The sequence below is a fragment of the Streptomyces sp. GC420 genome, assembly GCF_009916105.1.
In the GTDB taxonomy this organism is placed as follows: Bacteria; Actinomycetota; Actinomycetes; order Streptomycetales; family Streptomycetaceae; genus Streptomyces.
This window is the reverse complement of sequence record NZ_JAAAXQ010000242.1, coordinates 1-12,841: the sequence shown is the minus strand read 5'-3', so window position 1 is coordinate 12,841 and position 12,841 is coordinate 1. Positions and strand designations below refer to the sequence as shown.

Annotated in this window: 10 protein-coding genes; 6 read left to right on the top strand and 4 right to left on the bottom strand. The window is 71.3% G+C overall.

The features are described from left to right. The first annotated feature begins 74 nt into the window (after positions 1–74). The gene (locus GUY61_RS25545; protein WP_166632595.1) at positions 75–1,640 is read left to right on the top strand and encodes an MFS transporter; all 1,566 of its coding nucleotides are present in this window, start codon (positions 75–77) and stop codon (positions 1,638–1,640) included. 218 nt (positions 1,641–1,858) lie between these two features. On the opposite strand, the gene GUY61_RS25540 is transcribed toward GUY61_RS25545, so the two are convergent. After that, on the bottom strand, positions 1,859–2,362 hold the full coding sequence (locus tag GUY61_RS25540; protein ID WP_166632594.1) for a MarR family winged helix-turn-helix transcriptional regulator: 504 nt from the start codon (positions 2,360–2,362) through the stop codon (positions 1,859–1,861). A 113-nt stretch (positions 2,363–2,475) separates the two neighbouring features. On the opposite strand from GUY61_RS25540, the gene GUY61_RS25535 reads away from it, so the two are divergent. The 5 genes from GUY61_RS25535 to GUY61_RS25515 all read left to right on the top strand — a co-directional run bounded on the left by GUY61_RS25535 (position 2,476) and on the right by GUY61_RS25515 (position 9,271). Further along, positions 2,476–3,267, top strand: a complete 792-nt coding sequence (locus tag GUY61_RS25535) for a dioxygenase (protein ID WP_166632593.1) — start codon at positions 2,476–2,478, stop codon at positions 3,265–3,267. A gap of 387 nt (positions 3,268–3,654) precedes the next feature. Continuing rightward, positions 3,655–4,659 carry an RNA polymerase sigma factor RpoD/SigA gene (locus GUY61_RS25530; protein WP_166632592.1) on the top strand — a complete coding sequence of 335 codons (1,005 nt, stop codon included), beginning with the start codon at positions 3,655–3,657 and terminating at the stop codon, positions 4,657–4,659. Between the two features lie 658 nt (positions 4,660–5,317). Beyond that, the gene (locus tag GUY61_RS25525) at positions 5,318–6,079 is read left to right on the top strand and encodes a DeoR/GlpR family DNA-binding transcription regulator (RefSeq protein WP_166632591.1); all 762 of its coding nucleotides are present in this window, start codon (positions 5,318–5,320) and stop codon (positions 6,077–6,079) included. After that, positions 6,076–7,023, top strand: coding sequence for a 1-phosphofructokinase (gene pfkB, locus GUY61_RS25520; protein ID WP_166632590.1), 948 nt, complete (start codon positions 6,076–6,078; stop codon positions 7,021–7,023). Before GUY61_RS25525 ends, pfkB begins: the two co-directional genes overlap by 4 nt. 88 nt (positions 7,024–7,111) lie before the next feature. Continuing rightward, on the top strand, positions 7,112–9,271 hold the full coding sequence (locus tag GUY61_RS25515) for a fructose-specific PTS transporter subunit EIIC (RefSeq protein WP_166632589.1): 2,160 nt from the start codon (positions 7,112–7,114) through the stop codon (positions 9,269–9,271). Positions 9,272–9,399: 128 nt separating this feature from the next. On the opposite strand, the gene GUY61_RS25510 is transcribed toward GUY61_RS25515, so the two are convergent. From GUY61_RS25510 to GUY61_RS25500, 3 genes are all read right to left on the bottom strand, one after another. Then, positions 9,400–10,206 carry a DUF6227 family protein gene (locus tag GUY61_RS25510; protein ID WP_166632588.1) on the bottom strand — a complete coding sequence of 269 codons (807 nt, stop codon included), beginning with the start codon at positions 10,204–10,206 and terminating at the stop codon, positions 9,400–9,402. Positions 10,207–10,570: 364 nt separating this feature from the next. Beyond that, positions 10,571–11,779: an Ig-like domain-containing protein gene (locus GUY61_RS25505; protein ID WP_166632587.1), complete on the bottom strand. Its 1,209-nt coding sequence runs from the start codon at positions 11,777–11,779 to the stop codon at positions 10,571–10,573. Positions 11,780–12,133: 354 nt separating this feature from the next. Further along, a partial coding sequence (locus GUY61_RS25500) for a P1 family peptidase (RefSeq protein ID WP_166632586.1) occupies positions 12,134–12,841 on the bottom strand: 708 nt, incomplete at its 5' end.

Genomic DNA, 12,841 nt, shown 5'->3' with positions numbered 1-12,841 from the left:
GACCAAGCCCTTCACCCCTACCGAGTCCTCTGCGTCCCTTTTTCGCCTTACGTCATCCCTAGGTGGCTACTCCCATGTCAGAAACGGTTCGGCGTGACCAGCCGGCTGCACTCGCACAGCCCGATCCCGCGCGCTGGAAAGCGCTCGTCTTCATAGCCCTGGCCCAGCTCATGGTCGTACTCGACGCGACCATCGTGAACATCGCGCTGCCCTCCGCCCAGCAGGACCTGGGCATCTCCGAGGGCAACAAGCAGTGGGTCATCACGGCGTACGCCCTCGCCTTCGGCGGACTGCTCCTCTTCGGCGGCCGGGTCGCCGATCTGTGGGGCCGCAAGCGCACCTTCGTCGTCGGTCTGCTCGGCTTCGCCGCCGCCTCCGCGCTCGGCGGCGCCGCGACCGGGCAGGCGATGCTGCTCGGCTCACGCGCACTCCAGGGCGTCTTCGGCGCGCTGCTCGCGCCTGCCGCGCTCTCCCTGCTCGCGGTGATGTTCACCGATGCCAAGGAGCGGGCCAAGGCCTTCGGTATCTACGGCGCAATCGCCGGTGGAGGCGGCGCGGTCGGTCTGATCCTCGGCGGCTTCCTGACCGAGTACCTGAACTGGCGCTGGACGTTCTTCGTCAACATCCCGTTCGCGGTCGTCGCCGCACTCGGCGCGTACTTCGTCATCCGTGAGCCGGCCGGTGCCCGCAACCGCTCCGCGCTGGACATCCCGGGCGTGGTGCTGTCCACGCTGGGCCTGGTGGCGCTCGTGTACGGCTTCACCCGGGCCGAGTCCGACGGCTGGTCCGACTCCGTGACCCTGGCGACGTTCACCGCGTCCCTCGTGCTGCTCGCCGCCTTCATCCTCGTCGAGTCCAAGGTGAAGGCACCGCTGCTGCCGCTGCGGGTGCTGACCGAGCGGAACCGGGGCGGGGTCTACCTCTCGCTCGGCCTCGCCATCATCGCGATGTTCGGGCTCTTCCTGTTCCTCACCTACTACCTGCAGATCGTGAAGGGCTACTCGCCGGTGAAGACCGGCTTCGCCTTCCTCCCGATGATCGCGGGCATGATCACCGGCTCCACCCAGATCGGCACCCGGCTCATGACCCGGGTCGCCCCGCGGCTGCTGATGGGTCCGGGCTTCCTGGTCGCCGGTCTCGGCATGCTGCTCCTGACCCAGTTGGAGATCGGCACGTCGTACGCCGGTCTGATCCTGCCGGCGCAGCTTCTGCTCGGCCTGGGGATGGGCACCGCGTTCATGCCTGCGATGAGCCTGGCCACGCACGGCGTCGAGCCGCGCGACGCGGGTGTCGCCTCCGCGATGGTCAACACCTCGCAGCAGGTGGGCGGCGCGATCGGCACGGCACTGCTGAACACCATCGCGGCCGGCGCCACCACCGCGTACATCACCGACCACGCTGCCGCCGCCGCTGGCTCGCGGCAGGCCCAGCAGCTCGTCGAGCTTCAGGGCATGGTGCATGGCTACGCCGGCGCCATCTGGTGGGCCGTGGGCATCCTCGGCCTGGCCGCGCTGATCGCGTTCACCTTCGTCAACACCGGGCACCAGGGCGGGCCGTCGGGCTCGGGCTCCGGCTCCGGCTCCGGCGCGGACAAGGGCGCCCGGGACGAGGTCTCGCCGGTTCCCGTGATCGCGCACTGAACCTGGCCGGTCACTCCGAGACGGTGCGCCCGAGCGTGAACGTGCAGGCGTGCGTGAACGTGTAGGTGTGCGTGTGCGTGTGCGTGTGCGTGTGTCGTGCGTGCCGGGTCGTCGAACAGCCTGTACGACCCGTCGCCCCGCACCGTGAGCACGCACCCGCACCGACCTCGCACCGTCCGTTGTCCGGACGCGGACCTGCCCCGGCCCTGCTGATCTCTTCAGCGGAGCCAGGGCAGGTCCGCGTCCGCGTCTGTGGGCTGCAGCCCCTCGGCCATGATCCGCATGATCTCGGCGAGCTGGCGCACCTGCTCAGGGGTGAGCCGGTCGAACAGCGCCTGCCGGACGGCGGCTACATGGCCGGGCACGCACGTCTCCAGCATCGCGAAGCCCTCGTCCGTGAGCACGGCGTTCTGGCCCCGCTTGTCGGAGGGGCAGTCCTCGCGGCGCACCCAGCCGTTCCTCTCCAGCCGGGCGATCGCGTGGGACAGCCGCGAGCGGGTGATCTTCGCGTTCATCGCCAGCTCCGTCATCCGCATCCGGCGGTCCGGCGCCTCCGAGAGCTGGACGAGCAGTCCGTAGTACACGTGCGGCATGCCCGCGGCGCGCTGCAGATGGCGGTCCAGGTGATCTTCGAGAAGCGTGGTCGCGTGGATGTAGGCGCGCCAGGCCAGTTGCTCCTCTTCCGTCAGCCACTGGGGCTTCTCTGCGGGTGCCTTCTTCATGACTCCACTCTACGGCTCGTTATTGAAATTTAAACAAGGTCGTTCTATGGTGGGCAGGGAGAGGTTGAGACTTCAAGAAAATCGTTACACCCCCGTTGCCGCCTGGAGCCACCATGACCGCCGCCGTCGAGCGCATGCCCGCCCTGTACCTCAGCCACGGTGCGCCGCCGCTCGCGGACGACCCGGTCTGGCCGGGCGAACTCGCCGCATGGTCCGCGAGTCTGCCGCGGCCCAGGGCGATCCTGGTCGTCTCCGCCCACTGGGAAGAGGCCCCGCTCGCGCTGGGAGCCACCCGGACCGTCCCGCTCGTCTACGACTTCTGGGGCTTCCCCGAGCATTACTACCAGGTCCGGTACGAAGCACCCGGGACACCCGAACTCGCCGAGTCGGTGCGCAAGTTGCTGAGCGCGCCCGGTACCCCCGTCCAGGACGTCCCGGACCGCGGGCTGGACCACGGCGCCTACGTCCCGCTTGTCGAGATGTTCCCCGACGCGGACGTCCCGGTGCTCCAGATCTCCCTGCCCACCCTCGACCCGCGCCGCCTCTTCGGCATCGGCCGCCGGCTCGCCCCGCTTCGCGACGAGGGCGTCCTGATCATCGGCAGCGGCTTCTTCACCCACAATCTGGCCGCGCTGCGCCATGCGGGTGGCGGTGTGCCGGGCTGGTCGGCGGAGTTCGACGCGTGGGGACACCGGGCGCTCGACGAGGGAGACGTCGACGGGCTGCTCGACTTCCTGCACAAGTCGCCGGCGGGACGGCTGGCCCACCCGCGCACCGAGCACTTCGCGCCCCTCTTCGTGGCGATGGGCGCGGCGGACGCGACGGGGGAGCTGGACGCCCAGCGCAGCGTGATCGACGGCTTCTGGATGGGGCTCGCGAAGCGGTCCGTGCAGTTCGGCGGCTGAGGGCAGCCCGAGGGCAGCCCGAGCGCAGCAGAAGACACGCTGAGGGCGGCGGCCTGCCTGTGGGTGCGCTGGGGGTACGCGGAGGGCCGGGCGGAGGGCACGGGGCTGTGCGCCCCGTACGGGTCCGCTGTGGAGTCTGCGGACCGGGCAACCACGCGCAGGCGCGGATCGTCTTCTGATGTGGGGAAACTGGGGGAACACGGCAACGAAACGGGCAGCCGGAACGTTGTGAGTGCGCGTGTGGCCGTGCAGGGTACTGCATGATCACTGGAATTGATGAGCGGTACGGGAATTCTGTCCGGATTCCAGTCGTTGTTCCTATTGGCTGGGGCACCCGGGAGGTGTCAGAGCCGCTGACCCGCGACCTACTCATCGCAAGGAGCACGCATGGCAACCCGTGCCGTCGCCCGTCGTCAGTCCGCCGGCCTCAGCGGTGGGGACGACAGGGCAAGCAGTGTGCGCGCCGTGGGCGGGGAGATCACCGACCGCGACCTGGTCGGTATGTACCTCGACGAGATTGCGCGTACACCGCTGCTCGACGCCGCGAAGGAAGTCGAGCTGTCCAAGACCATCGAGGCCGGTGTGTTCGCGCGCCAGATCCTTGACGGCGAGGCGGAGAGTGACGCCGGTGGTGCGACTCGTGAGGAGCTGGAAGCGCTGGCCGCCGAGGGCGAGCGGGCGAAGGACGTCTTCATCCGCTCGAATCTGCGCCTGGTCGTCGCCGTCGCGCGGCGCTACCCGCGCAGTGGCCTGCCCCTGCTGGACCTGATCCAGGAGGGCAACGCCGGCCTGGTGCGTGCCGTGGAGAAGTTCGACTACACCAAGGGCTTCAAGTTCTCGACCTACGCGACCTGGTGGATCCGCCAGGCGATCACGCGGTCGATAGCGGACCAGTCGAGGACCATCCGTCTCCCCGTCCACCTGGTGGAGGAGCTGGGCCGGATCCGTCGCGTGCAGCGCGAGTTCAACCGGGAGAACGGCCGTGACGCCGAGCCCGCGGAGATCGCGGCGGAGCTGGGATCCACGCCGGAGCGCGTCATTGACGTCTTGGACTGGGCACGCGACCCGGTCTCGCTGAACATGTCGGTCGACGACGAGGGCGAGACGCAGTTCGGCGATCTGCTCGAGGACACCTCGGCGGTCTCGCCCGAGCAGTCCGTGATGACGCTGCTGCGCAGCGAGGGCCTGGAGGAGCTCATCGGCAGGCTCGACAACCGGACCGCGTCCATCATCCGGATGCGGTACGGCATCGAGGACGGCCGGGAGCGCACGCTGACCGAGGTCGGCAAGGAGCACGGGCTGACCCGTGAGCGCATCCGCCAGATCGAGAAGCACGCACTGCTGGAGCTGAAGAAGCTGGCGCGCGACACCGGCTTCGACGCGGCCGCGTAGTCCGGCCGGGACGGCTCGGAGGCCATCGGGACCGGCGGGTCCAGCGGCCCCGGTGGCCTCCGGGCCGTCCCGGACGAGCGGACCGTCGGGTGCCGCCGCACCCGGCCGCCGCACAGCGCAAGAGCAGGCACAGGGCAGGCACAGAGCACGCACGGCGCGCAGGGGCGACGGTGGCGAAAGCCGCCGCCGCTCCCGCGTCCGCCCCCGTTCGCGGCCGGACGCACAAACCGGTTTTCGGGAATGTGAAGTTCCTTTGAACCACTGATCGTCCCCGCCCGTGAACCAGGGCAGCGGGACAACAACGGTCCCCCCGAGGCAACCCACCTCTGCGGCATCCCGTCTTACGGGACGAGCCCAGACCCCCACGGGCCGAGCCCCGGCGTCATCCCCCCGGCGCCGGGGCTCCTTCTTGTCCGCCGACCGCCGTCCCCATACGCCCACCGGCCCTTCCCGTGCGCGCGGCCCGCCCTGCGTCCCGACCCGCCCTGCATCGACTCCTGCTCCTTGCGCGGTGTCACGCGCCCACAGATGTCCGAGTGCTTCCGGCGGCGCCTCGATCTGTGCCGAGTTGATGCCCGAATGTGTTTACTTTCCGAGAGGACGGGCCTACTGTGGCGCTGAAACCACAGGTTCGGGCATGGAACGGATGTAAAACCACATGTACGCACCGGAGCGTCAGCAGGAGATCCTTCGCCTCGCCCGTGAGGGCGGCCGGGTGGACGTGCTCTCGCTGGCCGAGGAGTTCCAGGTCACCGCCGAGACCATCCGGCGCGACCTCAAGGCGCTGGACCGCGCCGGTCTCGTACGCCGGGTGCACGGCGGAGCGATCCCGGCGGGCCGCCTGGACTTCGAGCCCGACCTCGCCGAGCGGGAGTCCACCGCGGCCGACGAGAAGGACCGCATCGCGAGGGCCGCCGTCGCCGAACTGCCCGCCGACGGCAGCGTCATCGTCGACGCCGGCACCACCACCTTCCGCCTGGCCGGCGCCCTGCCGCTGGACTGCTCGCTGACCGTCGTCACCCACGCCCTGCCGGTGGCCGCGCGGCTTGCCGACCACCCGGGCATCGCGCTCCATCTCGTCGGCGGCCGGGTCCGGCACCGCACCCGTGCCGCCGTCGACGCCTGGGCGCTGCGCGCCTACGGGGAGATCCGCGCCGACGTCCTTTTCCTCGCCACCAACGGCTTCTCCGCGGGCGGCGGGCTGACCACCCCCGACCTTGCCGAGGCCGCCGTCAAGCGAGCCGCCATCGCCGCCGCACGGCGGGTGGTGCTGCTCGCCGACTCCTCCAAGGGCGGCCAGGAGCACTTCGCCCGCTTCGGTGAGCTCTCCGACGTCGACGTACTGATCACCGACGGCAAGCTCGCCCCCGAGGATGCCCGGGCCTTCGAGGCGGCGGGCACGGAAGTGGTGTACGCATGATCCTCACCGTCACCCCCAACCCCTCCCTCGACCGCACCTATGAGGTGCCCTCGCTGGAACGCGGCGAGGTGCTGCGCGCCACCGGTGACCGGATGGACCCGGGAGGCAAGGGCGTCAACGTCTCGCGCGCCGTGGCCGCCGCCGGGCACCGGACACTCGCCGTGATGCCGCTCGGCGGACCGGCCGGCGCCGTCCTCTCCGACCTGCTGCGCGAGGAGGGCATCGAGGTGGCGGGCGTGCCGGTCGCGGGACCGACCCGGTCCAACATCTCCGTGGCCGAGCCCGACGGAACCCTTACGAAGATCAACGCCCCGGGCCCCGAACTCACCGCCACGGAGGCCGAGTCCCTGCTGGAGACCGTCGGAGCGCGCTCCGCCGACGCCGACTGGATCGCCTGCTGCGGCAGCCTCCCGCGCGGGCTCGGGCCCGAGTGGTACGCCGAACTGGTCGCCCGCGCCCACCGCGCTGGAGCGCGTATCGCCCTGGACACCTCGGGCCCCTCCCTCATCGCCGCACTGCGGGAACGCCCCGACGTGGTGAAGCCCAATGCCGAGGAACTCTCCGAGGCCGTCGGCCGTCCGCTCCTGACCGTCGGGGACGCCGTCAAGGCCGCGGAGGAACTGCGGCAGCTCGGTGCCCGCACGGTGCTGGCCAGCCTCGGCGCGGACGGCCAACTGCTCGTCGACGACTCGGGGGTCCGATACGGCACCGCGCACGTCGCCGCCGTACGCAGCAATGTCGGCGCGGGAGACGCCTCGCTGGCCGGCTTCCTCGCGGCAGGCGGATCGGGCTCCGCAGCGCTCGCCGCGGCCGTCGCCCACGGTGCGGCGGCGGTCGGGCTGCCCGGCAGCGCGATGCCGGTGCCGGCCGATCTCGCCCCGTCGGCCGTCACCGTGACGTCCGCCGTCCCCCTGGACCGCGAGCTGGCGGAGCCCGCCTCGTGAACCCCCGGCCGTCGTCCTCCCCTCTGCCTCCTCCTGCCTCCCCCCACAGCCTTCCCGTCCCCGTCAGAGCCGCTCGAAGGAGCTCGCGATGAGCGAAATGATCAGCGCGGAACTGGTCGACCTCGACCTGTCCGCCACAACGAAGGAGGGTGCGGCGCGTTCGCTCGCCGAACGGATGGTGACCCTCGGCAGGGTGACCGACCTGGACGGCTTCCTCGCCGACGTCGCCGCCCGTGAGGCCCAGATGCCGACCGGCCTCGACGGCGGCATCGGCATCCCCCACTGCCGCAGCGAACACGTCACCGAGCCGACGCTCGCCTTCGGCCGCAGCTCCGCGGGCATCGACTTCGGCGCCGCCGACGGGCCCGCCGACCTGATCTTCCTGATCGCCGCCCCGGAGGGTGCCGACGACGCGCATCTGCGGATCCTTTCCGGCCTGGCACGACGCCTGATGGACTCCGCCTTCACTGACGACCTGCGCGCGGCGACGGACCCGGCTCGCGCGGCGGCGCTGATCCACGGCGAGGAGACCGCGCCCGCCGCGGAACCCGCCTCGCCCGAGGGCCGGGGGACCGGGGACCACGAGGGTGCGGACCGGGCCAAGGACGGCACGGACACGGCCGCCGCGGAGCCCTCCGAGGGGATGGACGCCGATCGCGCCGTGCCGGAGACCGGGGCCGCGTCGGAGAGCACGGCGGCCGCGCCCGGAGCCCTTGCGCCGGCCGAGCCCGCCCCGGGCACTGGCGCCGAGGGAGCGGCACCGGCCTTCCGGATCGTCGCCGTCACCTCCTGCCCCACCGGTATCGCGCACACCTACATGGCCGCCGAATCCCTGGAACAGGCGGGGCGGGACGCGGGCGTCGAGGTGGTCGTGGAGACGCAGGGGTCGGCCGGCTTCACCCGCCTCGACCCGGCGGTCGTCGCAGCCGCGGACGCCGTGATCCTCGCGCACGACGTCCCCGTACGGGAGAAGGACCGGTTCGCCGGAAAGCCCGCCGTCGACGTCGGCGTCAAGGCGGGCATCAACCGCCCCGGCGAGTTGATCGCCGAGGCCAGGGCCAAGGCGGCACGCGGAGAAGTGACCGGACCGGCCCGTGCCGGAAGCGGCACCCCTGTCGAGCGGAGCGGCGATTCCGGCGACGGCTACGGCACCAGGCTCCGCAAGTGGCTGATGTCCGGCGTCAGTTACATGGTGCCGTTCGTGGCCGCGGGCGGCCTGCTGATCGCTCTCGGCTTCGCCGTCGGCGGGTACGAGATCAACGCCGCCGAGTCCGTCATGGACCACTTCTCGTGGACCGAGGTGGACAGCTGGGGCGCGCTGATGTTCCAGATCGGCGCTGCGGCCTTCGGGTTCCTGGTGCCGGTCCTCGCCGGATACATCGCCTACGGCATGGCGGACCGCCCCGGCCTCGTGCCCGGGTTCGTCGGCGGCGCGATCTCCGTGACCATCGGCGCCGGCTTCCTCGGCGGGCTGGTGGCCGGTCTGCTCGCGGGTGGCACCGTCCTCGCCATCCAGCGCGTCGACATACCGAAGTCACTGCGCGGCATCATGCCGGTGGTGGTGATCCCGCTGATCTCGAGCGCGGTCGTGGGCTTCCTGATGTTCGTCGTGATCGGCAAGCCGATCGCCTCGGCGCAGAAGGGCATGACCGACTGGCTCAACGGCCTCACCGGCACCAACGCGATCCTGCTGGGCGTGCTGCTGGGCCTGATGATGTGCTTCGACCTCGGCGGTCCGGTCAACAAGGTCGCGTACACCTTCGCCACCGCCGGAATCGCCGTCGCCGACCCCAGCGACTCCGCCATGAAGATCATGGCCGCGGTGATGGCCGCCGGCATGGTGCCGCCGCTCGGCATGGCACTGGCGACGACCGTGCGAGGGAAGCTGTTCACCAGGGCCGAGCAGGAGAACGGCAAGGCCGCGTGGGTGCTGGGTGCCTCGTTCATCAGCGAGGGCGCCATTCCGTTCGCCGCGGCCGACCCGCTGCGGGTCATCCCCGCCTCCATGGCGGGCGGTGCGGTCACCGGCGCCCTGACGATGGCCTTCGGCGCGACCCTGCGCGCCCCGCACGGCGGCATCTTCGTCGTCCCGCTGATCGGCAACCCGCTCCTCTACCTGGTGGCCGTCGCGGCCGGTACGGCGATCACGGCGGGCCTGGTCATCGCACTGAAGGGGATGCGCGGCGCTCCCGAGCCGACCGGGGCCGAGGCCCCTGCCGACGAGGCGAAGGTGGCGGTCGCGGTCTGAACCGAACCGGACACCACCCACGGCCGGCACGCCCTTCCCACACCGAGGGCGTGCCGGCCGGCCGTTTCGAAGCGCCACCGGCCCGGCCGGAGGCGGACACACGAGCCATCCGCTCGCGCGGGCCCGACTCAGAGGACCCGCGCCCTGCGCTCCATCGCCCGGTGCGCGGCGTCCTCGCTCTCGTAGACCTCGCACATGTGACGGCCGTCGGGCGTCGCCGTGTGCTCGACCTCCCACAGGCTGATCTCGCTGCCGTCCAGCAGCAGGAAGCCGTGTTCGTACAGCGTGAAACCGGCCTCCCTGCCGTCGATGCGGCACTGGCGGCCGAAGGCCTGCGTGATCTGGTGGGCGAGCGCGTTCCGCAGCAGCAGGCGGATCCCGTCGCCGGGCCGGTCCTCGTTCTCGGCACGGCGCAGCAGCCGCCTGGCATGGTCCGAGGAGTTGTCCGGCACGTACATCCGCGGGGTGTCCGTCGCGGGGGAGGCGAGCAGCGTGCCGAGGAGTTCGAGGCCGGTCTCGTCGGCCTCCTGCTCATCGGCGAACGGCGTGCCCGCGTCGCCGGCACCGCCCGCGCCGCCCGTGCGGCGCAGCCGGGACGCGGCGAGTCGGACCTCCTCCTCGGCGGCGTACAGCTCGTGCTGCCGGCGGCCTCCGGGGCCGTCCGTGTGGACCAGCTCCCACAGCACCACGCTGCTGCCGTCGGACAGGAGGTACGAGTGCCGGAAGGTCTCCCGGCTGATCCGGCCGGGCGTGCCCGCGCCCGTGCGCACCCTGCTGTGGTGCGAGGAGTGCAGCGACGTGGCGTGCGCCAGGGCGGAGTCGAGGCGCACGACGAGGCCGTCGGGCAGCTCGAAGGAGTTCAGGGCGCGGCCGAGAACGCGGCGGAGCTGTTCCTCTGCCGTCTCCGTCGTCTCGCGGTCGTACGGATCGCTCAAGGCACCTCCCGGTCCGTCGCTGCTTGTCACCCCGCGGGTGCTCAAAGTAGCCCCTTCGGCGGGGATTGGTGCCCGGGGTGGAGGAAACTTTGCCCTAATAACGAAACGAGACGCACGGATGGTTCCCGTGCGTCTCGTTCAACTCCTGTGAATCCGCAGTGAATCCGCTGTTCGCGGGCGGAGTGCGGGATTCAGGCGGCCGGCCGGCCTTCCGCACCCGGTGAGTGGACGCATCCGGAAATCGGCGCGTTTTCGTCGCCGCCCGTCCATCTGCCGCCGCTCCGGACCCCGTCTGCCCCCGTCTGCCTCCGTCGGGTACGCCGGCCCGTCGGCGCCGCGGCCTATGCCGCCCCCGGCCCGGTTCTCAGGCCGCGCTGCCCGCCTTCCACTCCGTCCACGCCATGTTCCAGCCGTTGAGGCCGTTGTCCGGCGTGATCGTCTTGTCGGGAGAGCCCTTGACGATGACGACGTCCCCGATCAGCGACTCGTCGTAGAACCACTTGCCGTTGCTGGCCGCCCGCGCGCCCTCGACATCCGCCAGGCCCACGCAGCCGTGGCTCGTCCCGGCCCGGCCGAAGGGCGGATTGCCCCTGTCGTACCAGTAGTTGCCGTGGACGAAGGTTCCGGAGGTGGACAGGCGCATCGCGTGCGGCACGTTGGAGATGTCGTACTGGCCGTCAAAGCCGACCGTGTCGCCGTTCATGCGGGTCTGCAGGTACTTCTCCGAGATCACCATCTGGCCGTTGTACGTGGGCGACTCGGGAGCGCCGGCCGAGATCGGCAGCGTCTTGAGGTCGGCACCGTCGCGGACGACCTTCATGGTCTGCGTGGCCACGTCGACCGTGGAGACCTGGGAGCGGCCGACGATGAAGCTGACGGTCTTGTCCTGCACTCCGTACACGCCGTCGGTGCCCTCGACGCCGTCCAGCGCGATCTTCACGGTGACCTTGGAGCCCGCCTCCCAGTACTCCTCGGGACGGAAGTCCAGCCGCTGCCCGTTGAACCAGTGGCCCACGACCTCCTGACCGCTGCTCGACGACACCTTGATGCCGGACTGGACGGCCTTCCTGTCCGTGATCGCCTTGTCGAAGGTGAAGGAGACGGGCATGCCGACCCCGACCGTGCTGCCGTTCTCCGGGACGAAGGAGCCGATGAAGCTGTTGTCGGGGGAGACGGTGGTGAACGTCGAACGCTGGGTGGATTCGCGGCCCTTGGTGTCCCGCGCGGTCGCCGTCAGCTCGTACTGGGTCGCCCGCTCCAACTGGTCGGCGGGCTTCCAGCTCTTGCCGTCCGCCGAGATCTTGCCGGGGACCTCCTGGCCGTCCTGGGCCGTGGTCAGCTCGACCTCCGTCAGCTTCCCGCCGCTGACCTTGACGGCTGTCGCGTTGATGCTGGCGTTGTCCGAGCGGTCCTCGGGCGTGATCCGGATCGTCGCGCCGTCGACCGCCGCCGGATTCTTGCCGTCTCCGCTGTCCTTGTCCTGCCCGGACGCATCGCCGCCGCAGGCGGTGAGCAGCAGCGCTCCGCCCAGAAGAGCGGCTGTCGCGGCCAGCCCGTGGCGCCTGGTGTTCATGACTGCTCCCCGTTGATACGTGCTCGAAGTGGCCCACCGTGGCATCGGTGTGGATGGGCGCGCATCGGTGGTCAGTCCGACTGGTCGCCCCCCGGTCGCCGAAGGGAAAGAGGACGGGACAGGCGTGGCCAGTTGCAGGCCCGAGCGGTATGTGATGGAGATCACATTCGATCCCCGTCGGAGGGAGCCGGCCGACGCGCCTGGGCACCCGTGAGCGGCCACGGCCGAACCCCGGCGGAGCGGGGGACCAGGGCCGGATCCAAGACTCGGGCGCGACGCAGGAGCGCGCCGGACTCAGGACTCAGGACTCACGACTTGGGACTCGGGCCGCAGGGCTCAGGCGGGACGCAGGGCTCAGGCGTGCCTGGCGAGGTTGGGATACAGGTCCCGGTACGCGGGGAACAGCCCGCCCGGCCCGTCGACGCCCTCCGCCGCCAGCACCGCCCTCACGATCGCCCGCATCACCGTGTCCGCACCCGCCGCCAGTACGTCGTTGAAGGCCGCCGTGGCGGACACGGCCGCGAACGCCGGGTCCGCCACCTCGTCCTGAGGCAGCGGAAGGGCTCCCGTCGCCAGCGCGAACACCGTGTCCCCGTCCGACATCAGATGCACGGGCCGTATGGCACGGGCGAGGCCGTCGTGCGCCGTCCCGGCGAGCTTGCGGGCCTGGGCCCTGCTGAGTGCGGCGTCTGTGGCGACCACGGCGAGCGTGGTGTTGAGAGGCGGCCGCGCGGATCCCGCCCGGCGTTCCCCGCTGATCCGCACGGCCTCCGCCAGCCGGCGGCGGGCCGCGGCATGCGCCTCCTGTGAGGGATGGTCGGGGCGGCCGTCGAAGTAACGCCCGTACAGCACGCCGGTGATCGGATCCACCGCGGAGCCCACCGCGTTCACCACCGCCAGCGCCCCGACCGTGATACCCGACTCGAGCACCGTGCTCGCCGAGCCCACTCCACCCTTCAGCCCGCCGACGACCGCCCCCGCTCCCGCACCCACATTGCCCTCGGCGACCGGCTCGCCCTCACCCGACCGTCCGGCGGCCTCGGCCGCGGCACGGCCGAGGGC

Bases quoted from the DNA above. Each gene is read 5' to 3' on its own strand.
- pfkB (WP_166632590.1), top strand. From the start codon at position 6,076: ATGATCCTCACCGTCACCCCCAACCCCTCCCTCGACCGCACCTATGAG.
- GUY61_RS25545 (WP_166632595.1), top strand. From the start codon at position 75: ATGTCAGAAACGGTTCGGCGTGACCAGCCGGCTGCACTCGCACAGCCC.
- GUY61_RS25535 (WP_166632593.1), top strand. From the start codon at position 2,476: ATGACCGCCGCCGTCGAGCGCATGCCCGCCCTGTACCTCAGCCACGGT.
- GUY61_RS25540 (WP_166632594.1), bottom strand. From the start codon at position 2,362: ATGAAGAAGGCACCCGCAGAGAAGCCCCAGTGGCTGACGGAAGAGGAG.
- GUY61_RS25525 (WP_166632591.1), top strand. From the start codon at position 5,318: ATGTACGCACCGGAGCGTCAGCAGGAGATCCTTCGCCTCGCCCGTGAG.
- GUY61_RS25505 (WP_166632587.1), bottom strand. From the start codon at position 11,779: ATGAACACCAGGCGCCACGGGCTGGCCGCGACAGCCGCTCTTCTGGGC.
- GUY61_RS25530 (WP_166632592.1), top strand. From the start codon at position 3,655: ATGGCAACCCGTGCCGTCGCCCGTCGTCAGTCCGCCGGCCTCAGCGGT.
- GUY61_RS25515 (WP_166632589.1), top strand. From the start codon at position 7,112: ATGAGCGAAATGATCAGCGCGGAACTGGTCGACCTCGACCTGTCCGCC.